General features: G+C 63.0%; 16 protein-coding genes. 12 read left to right on the top strand and 4 right to left on the bottom strand.

The genetic code is table 11. The features are described 5' to 3' along the window. The first annotated feature begins 28 nt into the window (after nt 1–28). The 4 genes from ACYF6X_RS02175 to ACYF6X_RS02160 all read left to right on the top strand — a co-directional run bounded on the left by ACYF6X_RS02175 (nt 29) and on the right by ACYF6X_RS02160 (nt 5,806). On the top strand, nt 29–211 hold the full coding sequence (locus ACYF6X_RS02175) for a YfgG family protein (protein WP_004941600.1): 183 nt from the start codon (nt 29–31) through the stop codon (nt 209–211). 103 nt (nt 212–314) lie between these two features. After that, nucleotides 315–1,748 (top strand): magnesium transporter, encoded by a 1,434-nt coding sequence (gene mgtE, locus ACYF6X_RS02170; protein WP_025303851.1) that lies wholly within the window; start codon nt 315–317, stop codon nt 1,746–1,748. A 185-nt stretch (nt 1,749–1,933) separates the two neighbouring features. Further along, the gene (locus tag ACYF6X_RS02165; RefSeq protein ID WP_130018165.1) at nt 1,934–5,260 is read left to right on the top strand and encodes a diguanylate cyclase; all 3,327 of its coding nucleotides are present in this window, start codon (nt 1,934–1,936) and stop codon (nt 5,258–5,260) included. A 192-nt stretch (nt 5,261–5,452) separates the two neighbouring features. After that, the gene (locus ACYF6X_RS02160; protein WP_107227864.1) at nt 5,453–5,806 is read left to right on the top strand and encodes a DNA-binding protein; all 354 of its coding nucleotides are present in this window, start codon (nt 5,453–5,455) and stop codon (nt 5,804–5,806) included. A gap of 9 nt (nt 5,807–5,815) precedes the next feature. On the opposite strand, the gene alkA is transcribed toward ACYF6X_RS02160, so the two are convergent. Then, complete coding sequence (alkA, locus tag ACYF6X_RS02155; RefSeq protein WP_130018164.1) at nt 5,816–7,306, bottom strand: DNA-3-methyladenine glycosylase 2; 1,491 nt, start codon at nt 7,304–7,306, stop codon at nt 5,816–5,818. A gap of 164 nt (nt 7,307–7,470) precedes the next feature. On the opposite strand from alkA, the gene yegD reads away from it, so the two are divergent. Further along, entirely contained in the window at nt 7,471–8,823 is a 1,353-nt protein-coding gene (yegD, locus tag ACYF6X_RS02150) for a molecular chaperone (protein WP_130018163.1), read from the top strand. Nucleotides 8,824–8,874: 51 nt separating this feature from the next. Continuing rightward, nucleotides 8,875–9,441, top strand: a complete 567-nt coding sequence (locus ACYF6X_RS02145) for a GNAT family N-acetyltransferase (protein WP_130018162.1) — start codon at nt 8,875–8,877, stop codon at nt 9,439–9,441. Here ACYF6X_RS02145 and ACYF6X_RS02140 read toward each other — a convergent pair. Together ACYF6X_RS02140 and ACYF6X_RS02135 are read right to left on the bottom strand one after the other, a co-directional pair. Next, nucleotides 9,438–10,055: a pyridoxamine 5'-phosphate oxidase family protein gene (locus ACYF6X_RS02140; protein ID WP_063990495.1), complete on the bottom strand. Its 618-nt coding sequence runs from the start codon at nt 10,053–10,055 to the stop codon at nt 9,438–9,440. The two genes, ACYF6X_RS02145 and ACYF6X_RS02140, sit on opposite strands and share 4 nt — an antisense overlap. Before the next feature lie 68 nt (nt 10,056–10,123). After that, the gene (locus tag ACYF6X_RS02135; protein ID WP_107227836.1) at nt 10,124–11,077 is read right to left on the bottom strand and encodes an aldo/keto reductase; all 954 of its coding nucleotides are present in this window, start codon (nt 11,075–11,077) and stop codon (nt 10,124–10,126) included. 272 nt (nt 11,078–11,349) lie between these two features. Between ACYF6X_RS02135 and ACYF6X_RS02130 the strand changes: the two genes are divergently transcribed. Genes ACYF6X_RS02130 through baeR form a run of 6 tightly spaced genes read left to right on the top strand, consistent with a single transcriptional unit; the run spans nt 11,350 to nt 22,335 of the window. Beyond that, a complete protein-coding gene (locus tag ACYF6X_RS02130) occupies nt 11,350–12,603 on the top strand; it encodes an MdtA/MuxA family multidrug efflux RND transporter periplasmic adaptor subunit (RefSeq protein WP_130018161.1) in 1,254 nt (417 codons plus the stop codon). Then, nucleotides 12,603–15,722, top strand: coding sequence for an MdtB/MuxB family multidrug efflux RND transporter permease subunit (locus tag ACYF6X_RS02125; RefSeq protein WP_130018160.1), 3,120 nt, complete (start codon nt 12,603–12,605; stop codon nt 15,720–15,722). The genes ACYF6X_RS02130 and ACYF6X_RS02125 overlap by 1 nt, the downstream gene beginning before the upstream one ends. Beyond that, nucleotides 15,719–18,799, top strand: coding sequence for a multidrug efflux RND transporter permease subunit MdtC (gene mdtC / locus ACYF6X_RS02120; protein ID WP_130018159.1), 3,081 nt, complete (start codon nt 15,719–15,721; stop codon nt 18,797–18,799). The genes ACYF6X_RS02125 and mdtC overlap by 4 nt, the downstream gene beginning before the upstream one ends. 10 nt (nt 18,800–18,809) lie before the next feature. Further along, nucleotides 18,810–20,240: a multidrug transporter subunit MdtD gene (mdtD, locus tag ACYF6X_RS02115; protein WP_165384386.1), complete on the top strand. Its 1,431-nt coding sequence runs from the start codon at nt 18,810–18,812 to the stop codon at nt 20,238–20,240. Further along, nucleotides 20,237–21,619 (top strand): envelope stress sensor histidine kinase BaeS, encoded by a 1,383-nt coding sequence (gene baeS, locus ACYF6X_RS02110; RefSeq protein ID WP_107227832.1) that lies wholly within the window; start codon nt 20,237–20,239, stop codon nt 21,617–21,619. The genes mdtD and baeS overlap by 4 nt, the downstream gene beginning before the upstream one ends. Next, nucleotides 21,619–22,335 carry an envelope stress response regulator BaeR gene (gene baeR, locus ACYF6X_RS02105; RefSeq protein WP_130018158.1) on the top strand — a complete coding sequence of 239 codons (717 nt, stop codon included), beginning with the start codon at nt 21,619–21,621 and terminating at the stop codon, nt 22,333–22,335. The genes baeS and baeR overlap by 1 nt, the downstream gene beginning before the upstream one ends. Nucleotides 22,336–22,342: 7 nt before the next feature. Here baeR and ACYF6X_RS02100 read toward each other — a convergent pair whose 3' ends face one another. Continuing rightward, complete coding sequence (locus ACYF6X_RS02100; protein ID WP_130018157.1) at nt 22,343–22,732, bottom strand: type II toxin-antitoxin system VapC family toxin; 390 nt, start codon at nt 22,730–22,732, stop codon at nt 22,343–22,345. Between the last annotated feature and the right edge of the window lie 3 nt (nt 22,733–22,735).

The following is a 22,735-nucleotide window of genomic DNA, read 5'->3' as shown; positions in this document are numbered from 1 at the left end:
CACAGGACACCGGCATACCGGGTGATATATGCGCAAGAAAACCACCGGACAGATGACGAAGATAGTGTTGTTTATCAGCTTTATCATTTTAGTCGGCCGACTGCTGTACGCCGCCGTGGTGGCGGTGCCTCATCATCAGGAAAAAAAGCAGGCCGCTGCGCAAAACGCCGCCGAAGTCAGCGCGCCGCAACAGGACGCCTCCTCTGAATAACCGCTGCGCCCCGTCCGTTTCATAAAAATGACTCCGGCACTCGCTATGCTCTATCTTTTAATGAGCCTGCGTCAGGAACGCCGAGCGCCCGTTAAGGAACACCATGTCAGCCGCAACCCATAACGTCAAAAAAGTCGCTGAACACCGCCAGCGCATTCTCACTCTGCTGTTGAACAATAAGGAATTGGTCGATGGCATTCTCGGCCGACCAGGCGATGAACACGCCCTCAGCCAAAGCGAACGGCTGAACCAGACGGCGGAAATCACCGGCCTGTTGGACGACATGCACGCCGCCGACCTGGCGGACCTGCTGGAAGCGCTGCCACAGGACGAACGTATGGCGCTGTGGCGGCTGGTGGGCAACAGCAAGCGCGGCCAGACGCTGGTGGAGGTCGCCGAGCCGGTCTGGGACAGCCTGATCGAGGAAATGAGCGACAAAGACCTGCTCAAGGCGATCAAAACGCTGGACGTCGACGAACAGGCCTACCTGGCGCAATACCTGCCGCGAAATCTGATGGGCCGGTTGCTGACCTCGCTGGAGCCGGAGCAGCGCGCCCAGGTGCGCGAGATGAGCCAGTACGCCAAAGACAGCGTCGGCTGGATGATGGATTTCGAACTGGTGACGGTGCGGCCGGACGTCACGCTCGGCGCGGTACACCGCTTCTTGCGCATGCGCAAAACCATTCCCGACGCCACCGATAAACTGTTCGTCACCGACCGCAAAAACACCCTGCTGGGCGAGCTGCCGCTGACCGCAGTGCTGCTGAACGATCCGGAAATCCCGGTGCGTGACGTGATGGACAGCGATCCCGCCACCTTTCAACCCGAAGACAAGGCCGATGATGCGGCCGGCGCGTTCGAACGTTACGACCTGATCAGCGCCCCGGTGGTTGATGCCAAAGGCAAACTGATGGGCCGCCTGACCATCGAAGAGATCGTCGACGCCGTCAACGAAGAGAGCGACACCAACCTGCGCCGCATGGGCGGTTTGAGCCCGGAAGAAGACGTGTTCGCCCCGGTCAGCAAGGCGGTCAAAACCCGCTGGGCCTGGCTGGCGATCAACCTCTGCACCGCATTCATCGCCTCCCGAGTGATCGGTCTGTTCGAACACACCATTTCCCAGTTGGTGGCGCTGGCGGCGCTGATGCCGATCGTCGCCGGCATCGGCGGCAACACCGGCAACCAGACCATCACCATGATCGTGCGCGCGCTGGCGCTGCACCAGATTGAAGTCGGCAACATCTCGCGCCTGATGCTCAGGGAGCTGGGGGTGGCCATCATCAACGGCGTGGTGTGGGGCGGCATCATGGGCGTGATCACCTGGCTGCTGTACGGCGACGCGGCGATGGGCGGGGTGATGACGCTGGCGATGCTGCTCAACCTGCTGCTGGCGGCGCTGATGGGCGTAGTGATCCCGATGACCATGCTCAAACTGGGTCGCGATCCAGCGGTCGGCTCCAGCGTGCTCATCACCGCGCTGACCGATACCGGCGGCTTTTTCATCTTCCTCGGCCTTGCCACCCTGTTCCTGCTGTAATACGCCAAAAGCCGGCCCCGCGCCGGCTTTTTCGTCATTCTGTCGCCGGGCTTGCGTTAACGCAGTAAAGTCGGCCTTCCCGGTAGGTTTTCCTCTCGCGCTGTACTACCCTTTGCCAATAAATCGTCTTAATTCATCCACGTCATGAATCCAATCACTGACAGAGGCCATCGGTAAGGGTGTCTATGGAGATCAGCGCGCCGAACACGTTCGGCACCCACAAAGGCGTCGTGCTGACGCATTCCCTGTTAGTGGCCCTGGCGACGTTTCTGCTCGCCTTGCTGAGCCTGTCGCTGTCCAGCGAAGCCCGCCACTTCACGCCGCTGTGGTTCCCGACCGCCGCCGCGATCGCGGTACTGTACCGCCACGCCCCGCGCCACTGGGGCCTGCCGATGTTGGCCAGCGGCCTCGGCATCGTACTCGCCAGCTTCTTGCTGTTCGGCGTCAGCGCCACTCCCGTCAAGCTGGCCGCCATCAACCTGCTGGAAGCGGCGGTTTGCGCCCTGCTGCTGCGCCGCATGCTACACCCGTACGATCCGTTGAATGATCTCGCCAGTTGGTTGCGTTTTGTGGTCTGCGCAGTGATTTTTACCCCGCTGTTCAGCGCGCTGCTGGCCGCCGGCCTGGTGCCCGCGCCAGACCAGCCTTTTTGGCAGCCGTTCGGTACCTGGTTCATTTCCGAAGCGATAGGGGTGCTGTCGCTGGCGCCGATCGGCCTCTCTTACAACCGTCGCACCCTGACGGCGCTGAATCCGTTTCCATTATTGCTGACGCTGATGGTTACGCTGGCTTTCAGCTTTATGGCGCTGACCTATCTGCCTTTTCCATTCACGTTCGTGATTTTGCCGCTGCTATGGGCCGCCATCGCACTGCCTCGTTTTGAGGCATTCACCGTTTGCTTCTGCACCCTCTTGCTGATCACCGTGATGATTTCGCTGGGGTTGCTGCATTTTCAGGCTTCCGGCAAGCACCTTGGCGATCTCGGTCTGTACTTGCCGATGCTGCTGATTTTAATCCCGGCGCACGCGATGGCGGTGGTAATGCACGCCTTCCGGGTGGAAAAACAGCACATCGTCGAAAGTGAAAGCCGCTTTCGCAGCGCGCTGGAATATTCCGCCATCGGCATGGCGCTGGTGTCGCCGCAGGGGAAGTGGTTGCAGGTCAATCAGGCGCTGTGTACGCTGCTCGGCTATCCCCCTGAGGCGCTGCACAAGCTGACCTTTCAAGAAATTACGCATCCCGACGATCTCAACGCCGATCTCAGCCAGTTGCACGACCTGCTCGATGGCCATATCAGCAGCTATACCCTGGAGAAACGCTACATCCGCAGCGACGGCCAGACCGTCTGGGCGCTGCTGGCGGTCTCGCTGGTGCGCGACGCCGAAGGGCTGCCGCTGTACTTCATCTCGCAGGTGGAGGACATCAGCGATTTGAAGCGCAGCCAGGCGGAAAACAACCGGCTGGTGGAGCGCATTACGCTGGCCAATCAGGTGGGCGGCGTCGGCATCTGGGAATGGGTGATGAGCCAGGAAAACTTCACCTGGGATCAGCGCATGTTCGAACTCTACGATCTCAATCCCGACCAAACGCCGACGCTGGCGCTGTGGCGCACGCTGTTGGTGCCGGAAGATCGCGACCGCACCGATCGCGAGCTGGCCGAGATTCAGGCGCAGCCACGGCCGTTCGTCATGGAATTTCGCATCATCACGCGCGGCGGTAAATTGCGCCATATTCGCGGCCAGGGCAACGTGATCCTCGACGACCAGGGCCAGCCGCTGCGCATGATCGGCACCAATATCGACATGACCGAGCTCAAGATCCTCGCCGAGGCGCTGCACGAGGAGAAAGAGCGTTTGCACATCACCCTCGACGCCATCGGCGAAGGGGTGATTTCCACCGACGGCCACCTGCGCATTACCTTTATGAATCCGGTGGCCGAGCAGATGTGCGGCTGGCCACTCGAGCTGGCGATCGGTATGCCCATCGCCGGCGTGGTGCGCCTGACCAACGGCAAAGACGGCCCGGAAATCGAAAACCTCACGCAATACCCGCGGCAGTGGCCGGCGGATTACGCACTGGTGCTGCACAGCCGCGACGGGCGTTATTTCGACGTGCAGCAGTCGGTCTCACCGCTGAAAACCCTCGACGGCGAAACCATGGGCGCGGTGATGGTGCTGCAGGATGTCACCGCCTCGCGCGAACTGATGAAAAAGCTCAGCTACAGCGCCTCACACGACGCGCTGACCGGCCTGCCGAACCGTACCCGCTTCGAGAAGCAGCTGAAAGCGGCAATCGCCGCCGCCGGGGAACCGTCGCCGCCGCATTCGCTGGTGTTCCTCGATCTGGATCGGTTCAAGGCGGTGAACGACACCGCCGGCCACGCGGCGGGCGATGCCTTGCTGCGGGACATCGCCCAACTGATGCGTCACCATCTGCGCAACAGCGACTGCCTGGCCCGGCTGGGCGGCGACGAGTTCGGCCTGATCCTGTTCGACTGCCGGCTGGAGCAGGCCAAATCGCTGATGCAACAGGTGGTCAACCAAATCAGCCAACACCCGTTCTACTGGGAAGGGAAAATTTACCGCGTCGGCGCCAGCGCCGGCATCACGCGCATCGGCGGCGACGCCAAAAGCAGCGAACTGCTGGCCCAGGCCGACATCGCCTGCTACACCGCCAAGCACCACGGGCGCGGCCAGGTGTATCTGTATGAAGCACGGCAAAAACAGCTGTTGGAGCGACAGCATGAATTACTGAGCCCACAGGAGGTACAGACGATCATCAGCGAGGGGCAGCTGCGGCTGCTGACCCGCGCGGTCGCGCCGCCGGCGACGCCGCTGTCGGCCGCTTTCCACCAGGTGAAACTGCAGGTGATGGCGCCGGACGATCGGCCGCTGCCGCACGAGGCTTTCATCGCCGCCGCGCAGCTGTATGGCCTGATGCCGGACATCGACCGGTGGACGGTGACGCAGCTGCTGGTACGCTGCGCCGACGACATCAAACGCAAGGGGCTGTCGCTCGCGTTGCCGCTGGCCACCGACAGCCTGCTGAACACCGACTTCCAGCGCGAGCTAACGGAAACGGTGCGCGCTTCCTCGCTGCCGCCACGGGCACTGCTGTTTAGCGTCGATGAGACCGTGGTGCTGGAACACGCCGCGCAGTGCCGGGCGTGTCTTCGCGAACTGCAGCAGTTGGGCTGCCGGCTGATCGTCAATGGCTTCGGGCATAACATCAATGCCTTCGATGAGTTGGGCGATCAGAAAATAGACATCATTCGCGTCGATGAACGCTTTATCACCAACGTGCACTGCAACCAGATGGATGAATTGATGGTCTCGATGCTCAACGGCGCGGCGCATCGGATCAAGGCGCAGACGCTCGCCGGGCCGGCACACCAGCCGGTGACGCTGCAGGCGCTGCGCGATATCGGCATCGATCTGGCGGATGGCGATCAGGTAGCGCTGGAGCAACCGCTGGCGGTATTGCTCAGCGACGGCTACTTCGGCATTCGCTAACCCCTCCCCCTTACCGGCGCCGTCTCGCGGGCGGCGCCGCACTCCCGTTATTCACATTGTGTTAACCCATACGAGATTAGTGATATAAATAACACCTGAAGCTTAAACGATTAAGTAAGATGAAACTCCCATGCGAACATCAGCGTATACGTTGATTTTCCTCGACATGTGATGGCTCAGGGATAAGGGACTATGGAAAAGAAATGGTTTTCCGCCAGGGAACTGATGGGCAAGGCGGGGTTGCCTTCAACCCCGCAAGGGGTCAATTTGATGGCCCGACGCGAAGGCTGGCTCAGCCGCCGTCGCAGCGGCGTGCAGGGCAAAGCGCTGGAATACCATATCGACAGCTTGCCGTACGGCGCGCGCAGCCTGTCGGCCTTGCGCGAGGCAGACCATCCGGACTACGACGTCAAACGCCAGGATCCGATACGGGTCTGGATCGAGTATTACTACCACCTGACGCCGGCCGAGCGGGAAAAGCTGCTGGCGTTCCTGATGCGCGAGGGCATGAGCCGCCTGTTGCAGTTGATCGAGTCTCCCCGCTAGGCCGAATGCTCAAATCTCCCCTTCCGGCGCCCAGCCGCCGTTGTGCCACAGATGCAGCGTGGCGTAAGAACGCCACGGGCGCCAACGTTCGGCGTAGCGTTCGATCTGGCGCGGCGTCATGCCGGGAAAACGCTGTTTGATCAGGTAGTCGCCGGCCAGGAACACATCCGGCCACGACCAGGCGCGCATCGCGATATAGCTGGCGGTCCAGTTGCCGATACCCGGCAGCGCGGTCAGCGCCTTGATGCCCTGTTCGATATCCAGCACGTTATCGAGCTGCAGCCGCCCTTCGCCCAGCGCCCGGGCGATCTCGATCAACGCCGCCGCGCGCTTCAGCTGCACCCCGAGCGGGCGCAGTGCTTCGGGCTGCAGCTGTGCCACCCGTTCTGCGGTGGGGAAAACATGGGTGATGCCCTCGTGCGGCGCCGCCAGCGGTTCTCCCCAACGTTCGGCCATCCGCCCGGCGAAGGTTGCCGCCATTTTCACGCTGACCAACTGACCCAGCACCGCACGCGCCGCCTGCTCGAAGCTGTTCACGCAGCCCGGCAGGCGCAGCCCCGGCGCATCGGCCGCCAGCGAACCCAGCGCCTCATTGATGCGATCCGGCGCGGCGTCCAAATCGAACAGCAAGCGTACGCGGCGCAGCACCTCCGTCGTCACCAAACTGAGCGCCGGCGCGATCTCGACCCTGACCCGGTTGCGCGCTTCTTCCGGCTGCACGCTGAGCCAGCCGCAATACTCCGTACCGCCCTGGTTGACGGCGATCGAACGCAGATAGCGCCGGCCCTCGATCCGCTCGACGCCCTGCACGGCGCGCGCCTGCAAGAAGTTCAGCATGCGATCCCAGTCATAGGGCGGCCGATAACCCAGGTGAAACACCAGGCCGCTGGCGGCCGCCCGTTCACCGCGCGCGCCGCCGCTGCGCAGCGCCGACGGAATCAGGCGATAGCGCGCCTTGAACAGCTCGTTGAAACGCCGCAGGCTGCCGAAACCGGCGGCGAACGCCACCTCGCTGAGCGGCAGGTCGGTATCCGCCAGCAGGCGTTTGGCCTGCAGCAGCCGATGCGACTGCGCGTAATCGATCGGCGAAGCGCCAAACTGTTCGGCGAAGATGCGCCGCAGGTGGCGATCGGAAATGCCCAGCCGCGCCGCCAGCGCTTCGCAGCTGTGTTCGGACAGATAGCCCTGCTCAATGAGCTGTACCGCCACCTGCGCATAGCGGTTGCCCAGATCGATCAGCGCCAGGCCGGGCGCCAGCTCCGGCCGACATTTAAGGCAGGGGCGAAAGCCCGCCAGCTCGGCTGCCGCCGCGCTCGGATAGAAGGTGCAGTTTTCCAGCTTCGGCGTGCGGGCGCTGCACACCGGGCGGCAATAAATGCCGGTGGAAGAGACGCCGACGAAAAAGCGGCCGTCGAATTTGCGGTCACGCGCGCGCAGCGCGTCGTACAACGCTTGCTGTTGGGTATTCATGGCAACGCTCGGGTTCGGTTTTTTCTGCATTATGGGGCTCGGCTGGCGCGCTGACGTGCGGAATTCGGACATTAAGTTAAGCACGCCGCCGCCGCGCCCGCTAAATTTTTCGACACTCGCGCATCGGCGCATTGCCCGCCGGCTCCGTCTCGGGTAAAGTCGCCCCCCTTCATTGGCATGGGGACAAAAAAGAGATGTTTATTGGATTCGACTACGGGACAGCCAACTGTTCCGTCGCGGTGATGCGCGACCACGGCCCCGAGCTGTTGACGCTGGAAAACAACGAACCGTATCTGCCTTCGATGCTGTGCGCGCCGACCCGCGAAGCGGTGAGCGAATGCCTGCACCGCCACTGGCAGGTGCCGACCGGCAGCGAAGAAAACCAGCAGCTGCTGCGCCGCGCCATCAGTTACAACCGCGAAGAAGACATTCCGGTCAACGGCGACAGCGTGCTGTTCGGCCTGCAGGCGCTGGCGCACTACATGGAAGATCCGGAAGAGGTGTACTTCGTGCGCTCGCCGAAATCCTTCCTCGGCGCCAACGGCCTGAAGCCGCAGCAGATCGCCCTGTTCGAAGACCTGGTGTGCGCCATGATGTTCCACATCAAACGCCAGGCGGAAAACGTGCTGCAGACCGATATCGAGCAGGCGGTGATCGGCCGGCCGATCAACTTCCAGGGCATCGGCGGCGAAGAGGCCAACCGGCAGGCGCAGGGCATTTTGCAGCGCGCCGCCGAACGCGCCGGTTTCAAAGCCATTGAATTCCAGTTCGAGCCGGTCGCGGCTGGGCTGGACTTCGAGGCAACGCTGAACGAAGAGCAAACCGTGCTGGTGGTAGACATCGGCGGCGGCACCACCGACTGCTCGGTACTGCTGATGGGGCCGCAGTGGCGCGACCGCGCCGATCGCCAGCAGAGCCTGCTGGGCCACAGCGGCTGCCGAGTCGGCGGTAACGATCTGGACATCATGCTGGCCTTCAAACAGCTGATGCCCCTGTTCGGCCTGGGCGGTGAAACCGCGAAAGGCATTGCCCTGCCGGCGCTGCCTTACTGGAACGCGGTGGCGACCAACGACGTGCCGGCGCAAAACGACTTCTACAGCGCCGCCAACGGCCGCGTGCTACGCGATCTGATCCTCGACGCGGCGGAGCCGGAAAAGGTCAAACGCCTGCTGAAAGTGTATCAGCAGCGCCTGAGCTACCGACTGGTGCGTGCGGCCGAAGAGAGTAAGATAGCCCTGTCCGGTCAAACGGCCATCAGCGCGCCGCTCAATTTCGTGCAGGCCGATCTGGCGGAGAGCATTAGCCAGGCTCAGCTCGCCGACGCCATCTCGCAGCCGTTGATGCGCATTCAGGAGCAGGTCAGCGCCGCGCTGGCCAGCAGCCAGACCGCGCCGCAGGTGATCTATCTGACCGGCGGCAGCGCGCGCTCCCCCCTGCTGCGCGCCGCGCTGCAACAGCAGTTGCCGGGCATTCCGATCGTCGGCGGCAACGACTTCGGCTCGGTCACCGCCGGGCTGGCGCGCTGGGCGCAAACGCTGTTCCGTTGACGGCCCAAGGGCGCGGCTCGCCGCGCCCTTGTTCATTGGAGGCTATGCATCATGTCAACCATCCTTACCCTCGACAGCGCCAGGCTGCGGCTGCGCCTCTGGCGCGACGACGACCTGCCGGCCTTCGCCGCGCTTAACGCCGATCCGCAGGTGATGCGTTATTTCCCGGCGACGATGACGGCCGAGGAAAGTCGCGCGCAGGCCGAACGCATCCGCGCATTCATGGAACAACACGGCTGGGGGCTGTGGGCGGTGGAAGTGAAAAACGGTGCGCCCTTTATCGGGTTTGTCGGGCTGGCGCGGCCGGGCGACGATCTGCCTTGCTCCCCCTGCGTGGAGATTGGCTGGCGGCTGGCGGCGGCCCACTGGGGCAACGGCTACGCCGCTGAAGCGGCGCGCGCGGCGCTGGCGTGCGCCTTCGACACGCTTCACTTGCCGGAAGTGGTGTCCTTCACCGCCGAAGAGAATCAGCCGTCGCGCCGGGTGATGACACGCATCGGCATGCAGTTTGACGGCGAAACCTTCATTCATCCACGGCTGCCGGCGGGCCATCCGCTGCAAAAGCACGTCTTGTACCGGCTGAACCGACAAAGGTGGCGCGAACGCCACGGCGATTAATACAGCGTATCCTTCAGTCGCTGCGGCAGCGCGCTGTCGTACTCCTCACCGTCGAAGCGCGTTTGGCTCACCGCGGCCAAAATATGGCCGGGGCTGGGCAGCGCCGAACGTTCGAGGCGGCTACCCTCTTCCCAGAGTCCCGAACGCAAGATCGCCCGGCTGCACTGAAAGAACACCGCCTCTACCCGAATGCGCAGCACCGAACGCGGCAGCTGGTTGCGGTGGGCGAAGCGCTGCAGCACCGCCGGCGCCACCACGATATCCGCCCGCCCGTTAATCCGCAGCGTTTCGCCGATGCCGGGGATCAGCAGCAGCAGCGCCACCCGGTTGTCGTGCAGGATATTGCGCAGGCTGTCGATGCGGTTATTGCCGCGCCGGTCCGGCAGCAGCAGGGTTTTCTCGTCTTCGATATGGATAAAACCGGCCGGATCGCCGCGCGGGGAGACATCCATGCCGTCCGGGCCGACCGTCGAGAGGGCGGCAAACGGCGCCGCCTCGATAAATGGGCGGTACGCCGGGTGGATATAGCTGACTTCTTTAAAAACCGAGGGAGCGGCGGGTTTGCCGTAAAGCTGTTCCAGCGTCGCGAGGTCGTTAATGATATCACCAGACATTGCGGGTTCCTGAATGGGCCATGTTGACCCCTTCAGCATAGAGCAAAATCGCCGCCGGGTAACATACCCTACTCGGCGCTGGCGTGGTTCAGCGCCTGGATGTCGTCCGCATCCAGCGTCAGGCGGGTGGCGCTGACCAACTCATCCAGCTGCGGCAACGAGGTAGCACTGACGATCGGCGCGGTGATGCTCGGGCGCGCAATCAGCCAGGCCAGCGAGACCTGTGCCGGGGAGGTGCCGTGCTTGCCGGCCACCTGATCCAGCGCCGCCAGAATGCGGAAACCGCGCGGGTTAAGGTAACGTTCGACGATGCGATCGCCGCGCTGGCTTTTGCCCTCGTCCGCTTTGCTGCGGTATTTGCCGGTCAGGAAGCCGCTGGCCAGCGCGAAGAAGTTGATCACCCCGAGCCCATGGCGCTGCGCCACGCCTTCCAACTCGGCTTCATAGCCTTCACGCGCGTACAGGTTATATTCCGGCTGCAGGGTTTCGTAACGCGCCAGCCCGTTGCTTTCGCTCACCCGCAGCGCCTCTTCCAGACGGTCCGCCTGATAGTTGGAGGCGCCGATCGCCCGCACCTTGCCGGCCTTAATCAGCGCATCGAACGCCGCCAACGTCTCTTCCAACGGCGTATCGCGGTCGTCGTCGTGCGACTGATAGAGGTCGATGTAGTCGGTTTGCAGGCGGCGCAGCGAGTCCTCCACCGCCTGCTGAATATAGCGCGGCGACAGCCCCTGTTTGCCTTCGCCCATCGGTTTGCCCACCTTGGTGGCGATGATCACCTGGTCGCGCTTGCCGCTCTTCTTGAGCCATTCGCCGATGACGGTTTCCGATTCGCCGCCCCGGTTGCCCGGCACCCAGCTGGAATAGACATCGGCGGTATCGATAAAGTTAAGTTGATTGTCCACCAGCGCATCCAGCAGGCTGAAAGAGGTCGCCTGATCCGCCGTCCAGCCGAACACGTTGCCGCCAAAGGTCAACGCCGGCACCTGAATGCCCGAACGGCCCAGTTGTTTCTTGCTCATGACAAAGACTCCATGGGTTAAATGATTTGCCTGTTAATTATTAGCGCCAAATACAGGAAATCGTTAAAACGTATTGGCTATAAGCCGGAATAAATCACTTATAAACATAGCACGCTCAAATCACCCACTTATTAAGACAATGCTGACGGTTCCTCCATATTTCCTTCATTTTTATGCCGTCTTCGCTGGCTAAACTAGTATCCTGTAAGGAGTGTCATTTTTGTGGCAATGAGTGCCCGCACCCCTGCCTTTTGGAGAGAATTTTCACCACCATGAATGCAAAACCCCAACGTCGTTCCCTGCTGCTGCGCCTGCTGGTTGCGGCGATTGCGATCATCGTCGCCGTTCTGGTCTGGCGCCATTTCAGCGCCGCCCAACCGACCGCCGGGACGACGCCGGGTGCGCACCAGGCCGCCGGTAAAACGGGAGCCGGCCGCGCCGCGGGCGGCAGACGCGGCGCGCCGATGTCGCCGGTGCAGGTGGCGACCGCCACCCGCCAGACGGTGCCACGCTATCTTTCCGGCTTGGGCACCGCCACCGCCGCCAATACCGTGACCGTCACCAGCCGGGTCGATGGCCAACTGATGGCGATCCACTTTACCGAAGGCCAGCAGGTCAAAGCCGGCGATCTGCTGGCGGAAATCGATCCCCGGCCGTTCCAGGTTCAGTTGACCCAGGCTCAGGGGCAGTTGGCAAAAGATCAGGCCACGCTGGCCAACGCCCGGCGCGACCTGTCGCGCTATCAACAACTGGTGAAAACCAATCTGGTTTCCCGCCAGGAGCTGGATACGCAGGCCTCGCTGGTGCAGCAGACCGAAGGCGCGATCAAGGCCGATCAGGGCGCGGTCGACAGCGCCAAACTGCAGATCACCTACAGCCGCATCACTGCGCCAATCGACGGCCGCGTCGGCCTGAAACTGGTCGACGTCGGCAACTATGTCACCAGCGGCAGCACCACCGGTCTGGTGGTGATCACGCAGACGCACCCGATCGACGTGGTGTTCACGCTGCCCGAAGGCAACATCGCCGATCTGCTCAAGGCGCAAAAAGCTGGGCCGGTGAGCGTCGAAGCCTGGGACCGCACCAACCAGAACAAGCTGACGACCGGTTCGCTGCTGAGCCTGGACAACCAAATTGATACCACCACCGGCACCATCAAGCTGAAAGCGCGCTTCACCAACGAAGATGACGCGCTGTTCCCCAACCAGTTCGTCAACGCGCGGCTGCAGGTGGATACCCTGCACGATGCGGTGGTGATCCCGACCGCCGCGCTGCAGATGGGCAACGAGGGCAACTTCGTCTGGACGCTCGGTGAAGACAACAAGGTCAGCAAACATCGGGTCACCGCCGGCGTGCAGGACAGCCGGCAGGTGGTGATCAGCGCCGGCCTCAACGCCGGCGATCGGGTGGTGACCGACGGCATCGATCGCCTGACCGATGGCATGCAGGTAGAAGTGCTCGCGCCGAGCGAAGCGCCGGCGGCGGCCAACGCCAAGCGCGAACCTGACGTTCAGAGGAAGTCCTGATGCAGGTGATGCCTCCCAACGCCGGCGGCGGTCCGTCCCGCCTGTTTATTCTGCGTCCGGTCGCCACCACGTTGCTGATGATGGCGATATTGCTGGCGGGGATTATCGGCTATCGCGCGCTGCCAGTGTCCGCCCTGCCGGAGGTGGATTACCCCACCATCCAGGTGGTGACGCTGTACCCCGGCGCCAGCCCGGACGTGGTGACCTCCGCTATTACCGCGCCGCTGGAACGCCAGTTCGGCCAGATGTCCGGCCTGAAGCAAATGGCGTCGCAAAGCTCCGGCGGCGCCTCGGTGGTCACCCTGCAGTTCCAGTTGGCGCTGCCGCTCGACGTCGCGGAGCAGGAAGTGCAGGCGGCGATTAACTCCGCCACCAACCTGCTGCCGACCGATCTGCCCTACCCGCCGATCTACAGCAAGGTTAACCCCGCCGATCCGCCGATCCTGACGCTGGCCGTGACCTCCACCGCCATGCCGATGACGCAGGTGGAAGACATGGTGGAAACCCGCGTGGCGCAAAAAATTTCTCAGGTGACCGGCGTCGGCCTGGTGACGCTGGCCGGCGGCCAACGCCCGGCGGTGCGCGTAAAATTGAACGCCGCGGCGGTCGCCGCCTATGGCCTGAACAGTGAAGCCATCCGCGCCGCCATCAGCAACGCCAACGTCAACTCGGCGAAAGGCAGCCTTGACGGCCCGACCCGATCGGTCACCCTGTCCGCCAACGACCAAATGAAATCTGCCGACGACTATCGCCAGCTGATCGTCGCCTATCAGAACGGCGCGGCGATCCGCCTGCAGGATATCGCCACCATTGAACAAGGGGCGGAAAACACCCGGCTGGCGGCCTGGGCCAACAAGCAACAGGCGATCGTGCTGAACATCCAACGCCAGCCCGGCGTCAACGTCATCACCACCGCCGACAGTATCCGCGAAATGCTGCCGACGCTGATTAAAAGCCTGCCCAAGTCGGTCGACGTCAAGGTGTTGACCGATCGCACCACCACCATCCGCGCCTCGGTCAGCGACGTGCAGTTCGAGCTGCTGCTGGCGATCGCGCTGGTGGTGATGGTGATCTACGTGTTCCTGCGCAACGTGCCAGCGACCATTATCCCCAGCGTGGCGGTGCCGCTGTCGCTGGTCGGCACCTTCGCCGCCATGTACTTCCTCGGCTTCTCCATCAACAACCTGACGCTGATGGCGCTGACCATCGCCACCGGCTTCGTGGTGGACGACGCCATCGTGGTGATCGAGAACATCTCGCGCTATATCGAGAAAGGGGAAAAACCGCTCGACGCCGCACTGAAAGGCGCCGGCGAGATCGGCTTCACCATCATCTCGCTGACCTTCTCGCTGGTGGCGGTGCTGATCCCGCTGCTGTTCATGGGCGACATCGTCGGCCGCCTGTTCCGCGAGTTCGCCGTCACGCTGGCGGTGGCGATATTGATCTCCGCCGTGGTGTCGCTGACGCTGACGCCGATGATGTGCGCACGCATGCTCAGCCACGAATCGCTGCGCAAGCAGAACCGTTTTTCCGCCGCCTCCGAACGCTTTTTCGACCGGGTGATCGCGCAATACGGCAAGTGGTTGAAAACGGTGCTTAACCATCCCTGGCTGACGCTCGGCGTGGCCGTGGGCACCCTGGCGCTGACGGTATTGCTGTACCTGCTGATCCCGAAAGGTTTCTTCCCGGTGCAGGACAACGGCATCATTCAGGGCACGCTGGAGGCGCCGCAGAGCGTCTCGTTCAGCAATATGGCCGAGCGCCAGCAGCAGGTCGCGGCGCAGATCCTCAAAGATCCGGCGGTGGAGAGCCTGACGTCGTTCGTCGGCATCGACGGCAGCAACGCCACGCTCAACAGCGGCCGGCTGCAGATCAACCTGAAGCCGCTGAGCGAACGCAGCGACCGCATTCCGGCGATCATCAACCGCCTGCAGCAGCAAACGGCGCAGTTCCCCGGCGTGAAGCTGTATCTGCAGCCGGTGCAGGATCTGACCATCGATACCCAAGTCAGCCGCACCCAGTACCAATTCACCCTGCAGGCGATGTCGCTGGACGATCTCAGCCTGTGGGTGCCGCAGCTGATGGATGAGCTGAAGCAAACCCCGCAGTTGGCGGACGTCACCAGCGACTGGCAGGATCAGGGGCTGGTGGCCTACGTCAACGTCGATCGCGATTCGGCCTCCCGCCTTGGCGTCACCATGAGCGACGTGGACAATGCGCTGTACAACGCGTTCGGCCAGCGCCTGATCTCCACCATCTACACTCAGGCCAACCAATACCGCGTGGTGCTGGAGCACGACGTCAGCGCGACGCCGGGGCTGGCGGCGCTCAATGAGATCCGTCTGAGCGGCAACGACGGCGCCGTGGTACCGCTGAGCGCCATCGCCAAAATCGAAGAGCGCTTCGGCCCGCTGTCGGTCAACCATCTCGATCAGTTCCCGTCAGCCACCGTTTCGTTCAACGTCGCCGACGGCTACTCGCTCGGCGAGGCGGTGGACGCAGTCACCCAGGCGGAAAAAAATCTCAACATGCCAAGGGACATCACCACCCAATTCCAGGGAGCGACCCTGGCCTTCCAGGCGGCGCTCGGCAGCACGCTGTGGCTGATTTTGGCGGCGGTGGTGGCGATGTACATCGTGCTGGGCGTGCTGTATGAAAGCTTCATTCATCCGGTCACCATCCTCTCTACCCTGCCGACCGCCGGGGTCGGCGCGCTGCTCGCGCTCATGATGGCCGGCAGCGAGCTGGACGTGATCGCCATCATCGGCATCATCCTGCTGATCGGCATCGTGAAGAAAAACGCCATCATGATGATCGACTTCGCGCTGGCGGCGGAACGCGAACAGGGTTTATCGCCGCGCGACGCCATCTATCAGGCCTGCCTGCTGCGTTTTAGGCCGATCCTGATGACCACGCTGGCGGCCTTGCTCGGCGCGCTGCCGCTGATGCTGAGCACCGGCGTCGGCGCGGAGCTGCGGCATCCGCTTGGCGTCTGTATGGTCGGCGGTTTGATCATGAGCCAGATCCTGACGCTGTTCACCACGCCGGTGATCTACCTGCTGTTTGACAAACTGGCGCGCAACACGCATCGCCAGCCGAATACGCAGGAGCTGCCGTGAAATTCTTCGCCCTGTTCATTCACCGGCCGGTGGCCACTACCCTGCTGACGCTGGCCATCGCCATCAGCGGCGCGATCGGCTTTCGCCTGCTGCCGGTGTCGCCGCTGCCGCAGGTGGACTTTCCGGTGATTTCGATCAGCGCGTCGCTGCCGGGCGCCTCGCCGGAAACCATGGCATCCTCGGTGGCGACGCCACTGGAGCGCGCGCTGGGCCGCATCGCCGGGGTTAACGAAATGACCTCGATGAGTTCGCTCGGCAGTACCCGGGTCATTTTGCAGTTCGATCTCGATCGCGACATCAACGGCGCCGCGCGCGATGTGCAGGCGGCGATCAACGCCGCACAAAGCCTGCTGCCGACCGGCATGCCGAGCCGCCCCAGCTACCGCAAGGTCAACCCTTCCGACGCGCCGATCATGATCCTGACGCTGACCTCGGACACCTACAGCCAGGGGCAGCTGTACGATTTCGCCTCCACCCAGTTGGCGCAGAAGATCAGCCAGACCGAGGGCGTCGGCGACGTTTCCGTGGGCGGCAGCTCGCTGCCGGCGGTGCGGGTCGAGCTGAACCCTTCGGCGCTGTTCAATCAGGGCGTGTCGCTGGATACCGTACGGCAAGCCATCGCCAACGCCAACGTGCGCCGCCCGCAGGGCGCCGTGGAAAACCCGCAGCAGCGCTGGCAGATCCAGGCCAACGATGCGCTGAAAACCGCCGATGCCTACCGTCCACTGATCATTCATTACAACAACGGCTCGGCGGTGCGTTTAGCCGACGTGGCCGAGGTTAAAGACTCGGTGCAAGACGTGCGCAACGCCGGGATGACCGACGCCAAACCGGCGATCATTCTGGCCATCAGCCGTGCGCCGGACGCCAACATCATCGAAACCGTCGATCGCATTCGCGCCGAGCTGCCCGCCCTGCAGGAAAATATCCCGGCCTCAATAAAACTCAACGTCGCGCAGGATCGTTCGCCGACCATTCGCGCGTCGCTGGCCGAGGTCGAACAGTCGCTGGCGATCGCCATCGGGTTGGTGATCCTGGTGGTGTTCATCTTCCTGCGCTCCGGGCGCGCCACGCTGATCCCGGCGGTCGCCGTGCCGGTGTCGCTGATCGGCTCGTTCGCCGCCATGTATCTGTGCGGGTTCAGCCTCAATAACCTGTCGCTGATGGCGCTGACCATCGCCACCGGCTTTGTGGTGGACGACGCCATCGTGGTGCTGGAAAACATTTCCCGCCACGTCGAGGCCGGCATGAAACCGATCAACGCCGCGCTGCTGGGCGCGCGGGAAGTCGGCTTCACCGTGCTGTCGATGAGCGTTTCGCTGGTGGCGGTGTTTATCCCACTGCTGTTGATGGAAGGCCTGCCGGGGCGCCTGTTCCGCGAGTTCGCCGTCACCCTGTCGGTATCGATCGGGCTGTCGCTCATCGTCTCGCTGACGCTCACGCCGATGATGTGCGCCTACCTGCTGCGCCACCAGCCGCCGCGTTCGCAGCGGCGGGCGCGCGGCTTCGGCAAAATGCTGCTGGCGCTGCAGCAGGGCTACGGACGCTCGCTGAACTGGGTGCTCGGCCACTCGCGCTGGGTGCTGGCGGTGTTCCTCGCCACCCTTGCGCTCAACGTCTGGCTGTATATCAGCATTCCGAAAACCTTCTTCCCGGAACAGGATACCGGGCGCCTGATGGGCTTTATCCAGGCCGACCAAAGCATTTCGTTCCAGGCGATGCGCGGCAAACTGGAAGACTTCATGAAAATCGTGCGCGAAGATCCGGACGTGGAAAACGTCACCGGTTTTACCGGCGGCTCGCGCACCAACAGTGGTTCGATGTTCATCTCACTGAAACCCCTGTCGGTACGCAGCGACGACGCGCAGAAAGTGATCGCCCGCCTGCGCGCTCGCCTGGCCAAAGAACCGGGTGCCAGCCTGTTTCTGATGGCGGTGCAGGATATCCGCGTCGGCGGCCGGCAGGCCAACGCCAGCTACCAATATACGCTGCTGGCGGACGATCTCGCCGCGCTGCGCGAATGGGAGCCGAAGATCCGCACCGCGCTGGCCGCATTGCCCGAGCTGGCGGACGTCAACTCGGATCAGCAGGATAAAGGCTCGGAAATGGATCTGGTCTACGATCGCGAAACCATGGCGCGCCTCGGCATTTCGGTATCCGACGCTAACAACCTGCTGAACAACGCCTTCGGCCAGCGGCAGATTTCGACCATCTATCAACCGCTCAACCAATACAAAGTCGTGATGGAAGTGGCGCCGCCCTACACCCAGGACGTGAGCTCGCTGGACAAAATGTTCATCATCAACAACGAAGGCAAGGCGATACCGCTCTCCTACTTCGCCAGTTGGCGGCCGGCCAACGCGCCGCTGTCGGTCAACCATCAGGGGCTGTCCGCCGCCTCGACCATCTCCTTTAACCTGCCGGACGGCGGCAGCCTGTCGGACGCCACCGCTGCGGTAGAGCGCACCATGACTCAGCTCGGCGTGCCGTCTACGGTGCGCGGCGCGTTCGCCGGCACCGCCCAGGTGTTCCAGGACACCCTGAAGTCGCAGCTCATCCTGATCCTGGCGGCGATCGCCACGGTGTATATCGTGCTCGGCGTGCTGTATGAGAGCTATATCCATCCGCTGACCATCCTTTCCACGCTGCCTTCCGCCGGCGTGGGGGCGCTGCTGGCACTCGAGCTGTTCGGCGCGCCGTTCAGCCTGATCGCGCTGATAGGCATCATGCTGTTGATCGGCATCGTGAAGAAAAACGCCATCATGATGGTCGACTTCGCGCTCGAGGCGCAGCGCAACGGCGGCATCAGCGCCCGCGAGGCGATTTTCCAGGCCAGCCTGCTGCGGTTCCGGCCGATCATGATGACCACGCTGGCGGCGTTGTTCGGCGCGCTGCCGCTGGTGCTGACCAGCGGCGACGGCGCGGAGCTGCGCCAGCCGCTCGGCATCACCATCGCCGGTGGCCTGGTGATGAGCCAGCTGCTGACGCTGTACACCACCCCGGTGGTCTACCTTTACTTCGACCGGCTGCAGGCGAAGTTCCGCCGCAACAAGCAACTGGCCCCGCTGCCCCATTAATGGCCGACCGATGCTGATGAAACACGCCGCCACGGTACGCTGGCAACTCTGGATAGTGGCATTCGGCTTCTTTATGCAGACGCTGGATACCACTATCGTCAACACCGCCCTGCCCTCGATGGCCGCCAGCCTGGGGGAGAACCCGCTGCGCATGCAGTCGGTGATCGTCTCCTATGTGCTGACGGTGGCGGTGACGCTGCCGGCCAGCGGCTGGCTGGCGGACAAGGTCGGCGTACAGCGGGTGTTTTTCAGCGCCATCCTGCTGTTCACCCTCGGCTCCCTCCTTTGCGCCCGTTCGGAAACCCTGAACGAACTGATCGCCTCGCGCGTGATTCAGGGCATCGGCGGCGCGATGATGGTGCCGGTCGGGCGCCTGACGGTGATGAAGATCGTGCCGCGCGAGCAGTACATGGCGGCGATGACCTTCGTGACGCTGCCGGGCCAGATCGGCCCGCTGATGGGGCCGGCGCTGGGTGGCTTCCTGGTACAATATGCCAGCTGGCATTGGATTTTCCTGATCAACATTCCGGTGGGCATCGTGGGCGCCATAGCCACGCTGCTGCTGATGCCCAACTACCAAATGCAGACCCGCCGCTTCGATCTCAGCGGCTTTATCCTGCTGGCGATCGGCATGGCGTCGCTGACGCTGGCGCTCGACGGCCACAAAGGCATGGGGCTCTCCGGCGGCGCCATCGCCGGTCTGGTGGCGCTGGGCGTGGCGGCGCTGTTGGGGTATGTTTGGCATGCCTACGGCAATAGCCGCGCCCTGTTCTCACTGCGGCTGCTGCGCACCCCGACTTACAAGATCGGGCTGCTGGCCAGCCTGCTGGGGCGCATCGGCAGCGGCATGCTGCCGTTCATGACGCCGCTGTTTCTGCAGGTGGGCATGGGCTTTACGCCGTTCCACGCCGGGCTGATGATGATCCCGATGATCATCGGCAGCATGGGCATGAAGCGCATCGTGGTGCAGGTGATCAACCGCTTCGGCTATCGCAACGTGCTGGTGGCCGCCACGCTGCTGCTGGCGCTGGTCAGCCTGAGCTTCCTGCTGGCGGCGATGCTCGGCTGGCTGTGGCTGCTGCCGGTGGTGCTGTTTTTCCAGGGGATGGTCAACTCACTGCGCTTCTCGGCGATGAACACCCTGACGCTGAAAGATCTGCCGGACCGGCTGGCCAGCAGCGGCAACAGCCTGTTGTCGATGGTCATGCAGCTGTCGATGAGCCTTGGCGTCAGCGTCGCCGGCATCTTGATCGGCAGCTTCGCCCATCATCAGGTGGTGGCCGATAGCCCGGCCATTCACGGCGCATTTATTTACAGTTACTGCTGTATGGCGTTGATTATCGCTCTGCCCGCGCTGGCCTTCGCGCGCGTGCCGGCCGATAGCGCGCCCAACCGCACGCTGACCAAAGAGCCGGGTACCGGCTCAACGAGGTTGCAATGAGGATAGGCATTACCGGGAAACTGTTCCTGGCCATTTTCGCTACCTGCATGCTGGTGTTGATCACCATGCATTGGGGGGTGCGCGTCAGCTTTGAGCGCGGCTTTATCGATTACATCAAGAGCAGCAACGAGCAGCGCATCAACATGCTGAGCGAAGCGCTGGAGGAACAGTACAGCCATCATGGCAACTGGATATTCCTGCGCAACAACGATCAGGTGGTCTACCAAATCATGCGTTCGTTCGAGCAAAACAGCGACAGCAGTCACAATCTGCCGCCCAAGGGCTGGCGCACCCAGTTTTGGGTGGTGGACAGCCAGTTCAATCGCTTGGTCGGGCATTCGGGCCCCTTGCCGAAGGAGGGGCCACGCCACCCAATCCGCTACAACAACGAGATCGTCGGCTGGGTGCTCACCACCCCGGTCGAGCGTCTGACGCGCAATACCGACATCAACTTCGATCGCCAGCAGCGGCGCACCAGTTGGATTATCGTCGCGCTCTCCACCCTGTTGGCGGCGGCGGTGACCTGGTTGCTGTCGCGCGGCATGCTGGCTCCGGTCAAGCGCCTGGTGGCCGGCACCCACCGCCTGGCGGCGGGCGATTTCACCACCCGCGTGGCGGTCAGCAGCCAGGATGAACTGGGCCGGCTGGCGCACGACTTCAACCAGTTGGCCACCTCGCTGGAAAAAAACGAACAGATGCGCCGCGCCTTTATGGCCGACGTATCGCATGAGTTGCGCACGCCGCTGGCGGTGCTGCGCGGCGAACTGGAAGCGCTGCAGGACGGCGTGCGCCAGCCGACGCCGGCGTCGCTCAGCTCGCTGCAGGCCGAGGTATCCACCTTGACCAAACTGGTCGACGATCTGCATCAGCTGTCGCTCTCCGATCTCGGCGCGCTGGCCTATCGCAAGTCGTCGGTGGACTGCGTGCACCTGGTGCAGATCGCCGTCGCTGCCTTCCGTGAACGCTTCCGCGCCAAAGGGCTGGATATCGTCACCCATCTGCCGGCCCAAGCGCCGCTGTTCGGCGATCCCGATCGCCTGAACCAGCTGTTCAATAACCTGTTGGAAAACAGCCTGCGTTACACCGACGCCGGCGGCCGGCTGGAGATCGGCGCCGAGCTGCAGCCGGGGCGCCTGATCCTCTACTGGCAGGACAGCGCGCCGGGCATCAGCGATCAGCAGCTGAAGCGCATTTTCGAACGTTTCTACCGGGCGGAGGGTTCACGCAACCGCGCCAGCGGCGGTTCCGGGCTGGGGCTGGCGATCTGCCACAACATCGTGGAAGCGCACGACGGGAAAATCCGCGCCGAGCATTCGCCTTTAGGCGGCGTGCGCATTACAGTAGAATTTGCTACCCCGATAAAAAATAAGGCGCCCTGATGGACATTCAGAATCAACCCGTGCAGATCATGATTGTTGAAGATGAGCCCAAGCTGGGCCAGCTGCTGGTGGATTATCTGCAGGCGGCGGGCTACGCCACCCGCTGGCTGACCAACGGCAACGAGGTGGTGCCGACCGTGCACCAGCATCCACCGGCGCTGATCTTGCTCGACCTGATGTTGCCGGGCGCCGACGGGCTGACGGTGTGCCGCGAGCTGCGCCGCTTCAGCGACGTGCCCATCGTGATGGTGACGGCGAAAATCGAAGAGATTGACCGCCTGTTGGGGCTGGAGAACGGCGCCGACGATTACATCTGCAAACCCTACAGCCCGCGCGAAGTGGTGGCACGGGTGAAAACCATTCTACGCCGCAGCTATCGGCCGCAGGAGAACGCGCGGGAAGATGACCTGCTGCACATCGATGAACCGCGCTTCCAGGCCAGCTATCAGGGGCAGTTGCTGGATCTGACGCCGGCGGAATTCCGCCTGCTGAAAACGCTGGCCAGCCAGCCGGGCAACGTATTTTCTCGCGAGCAGCTGCTGAACAACCTGTACGACGACTACCGGGTGGTCACCGATCGCACCATTGACAGCCACATCAAAAACCTGCGCCGCAAGCTGGAACTGATCGACGGGGAAAAATCCTTTATCCGCTCGGTATACGGCGTGGGCTACCGCTGGGAAGCCGAGCCCTGCCGGCTGATGAATGGGATTTAGAGGATAATTAGCGCGTCCAGTCTTCAACCGCCAACCCGGGCACCAGGGTAAAAGCGCGATCGTTGGTCACCAGCGTCGCGCCACGGCTCTGCGCGTGAGCGGCGATCAGTTGATCCAGCGCGCCCATGATTTTGCCCCTTCTCTCCATGTTTGCCCGCATTTCACCGTAGCAGCGGGCGGCCTCGCTATCCCATGCATAGACCGTCACCGCGGCAAGAAAGGCCTCGACCGCGCTTTGCAACGCCTTGTTCCGCCGTTTAGCGACACCGTAAAGCAGTTCCGCCTCCGTTACGCTGGAAATGCATACTGCAGAAGGCGGGTGCTTTTCCATGATGTTAAGCACCTGCGGATGCTGCCGAAACAAGTGGCTGACGGTATTGGTATCAAACATGTACATCGC

The sequence above is a fragment of the Serratia sp. ID 25-353 genome (genome assembly GCF_054792795.1).
The sequence above is the reverse complement of the archived record's forward strand: the minus strand, read 5'-3'. Positions and strand labels throughout refer to the sequence as shown.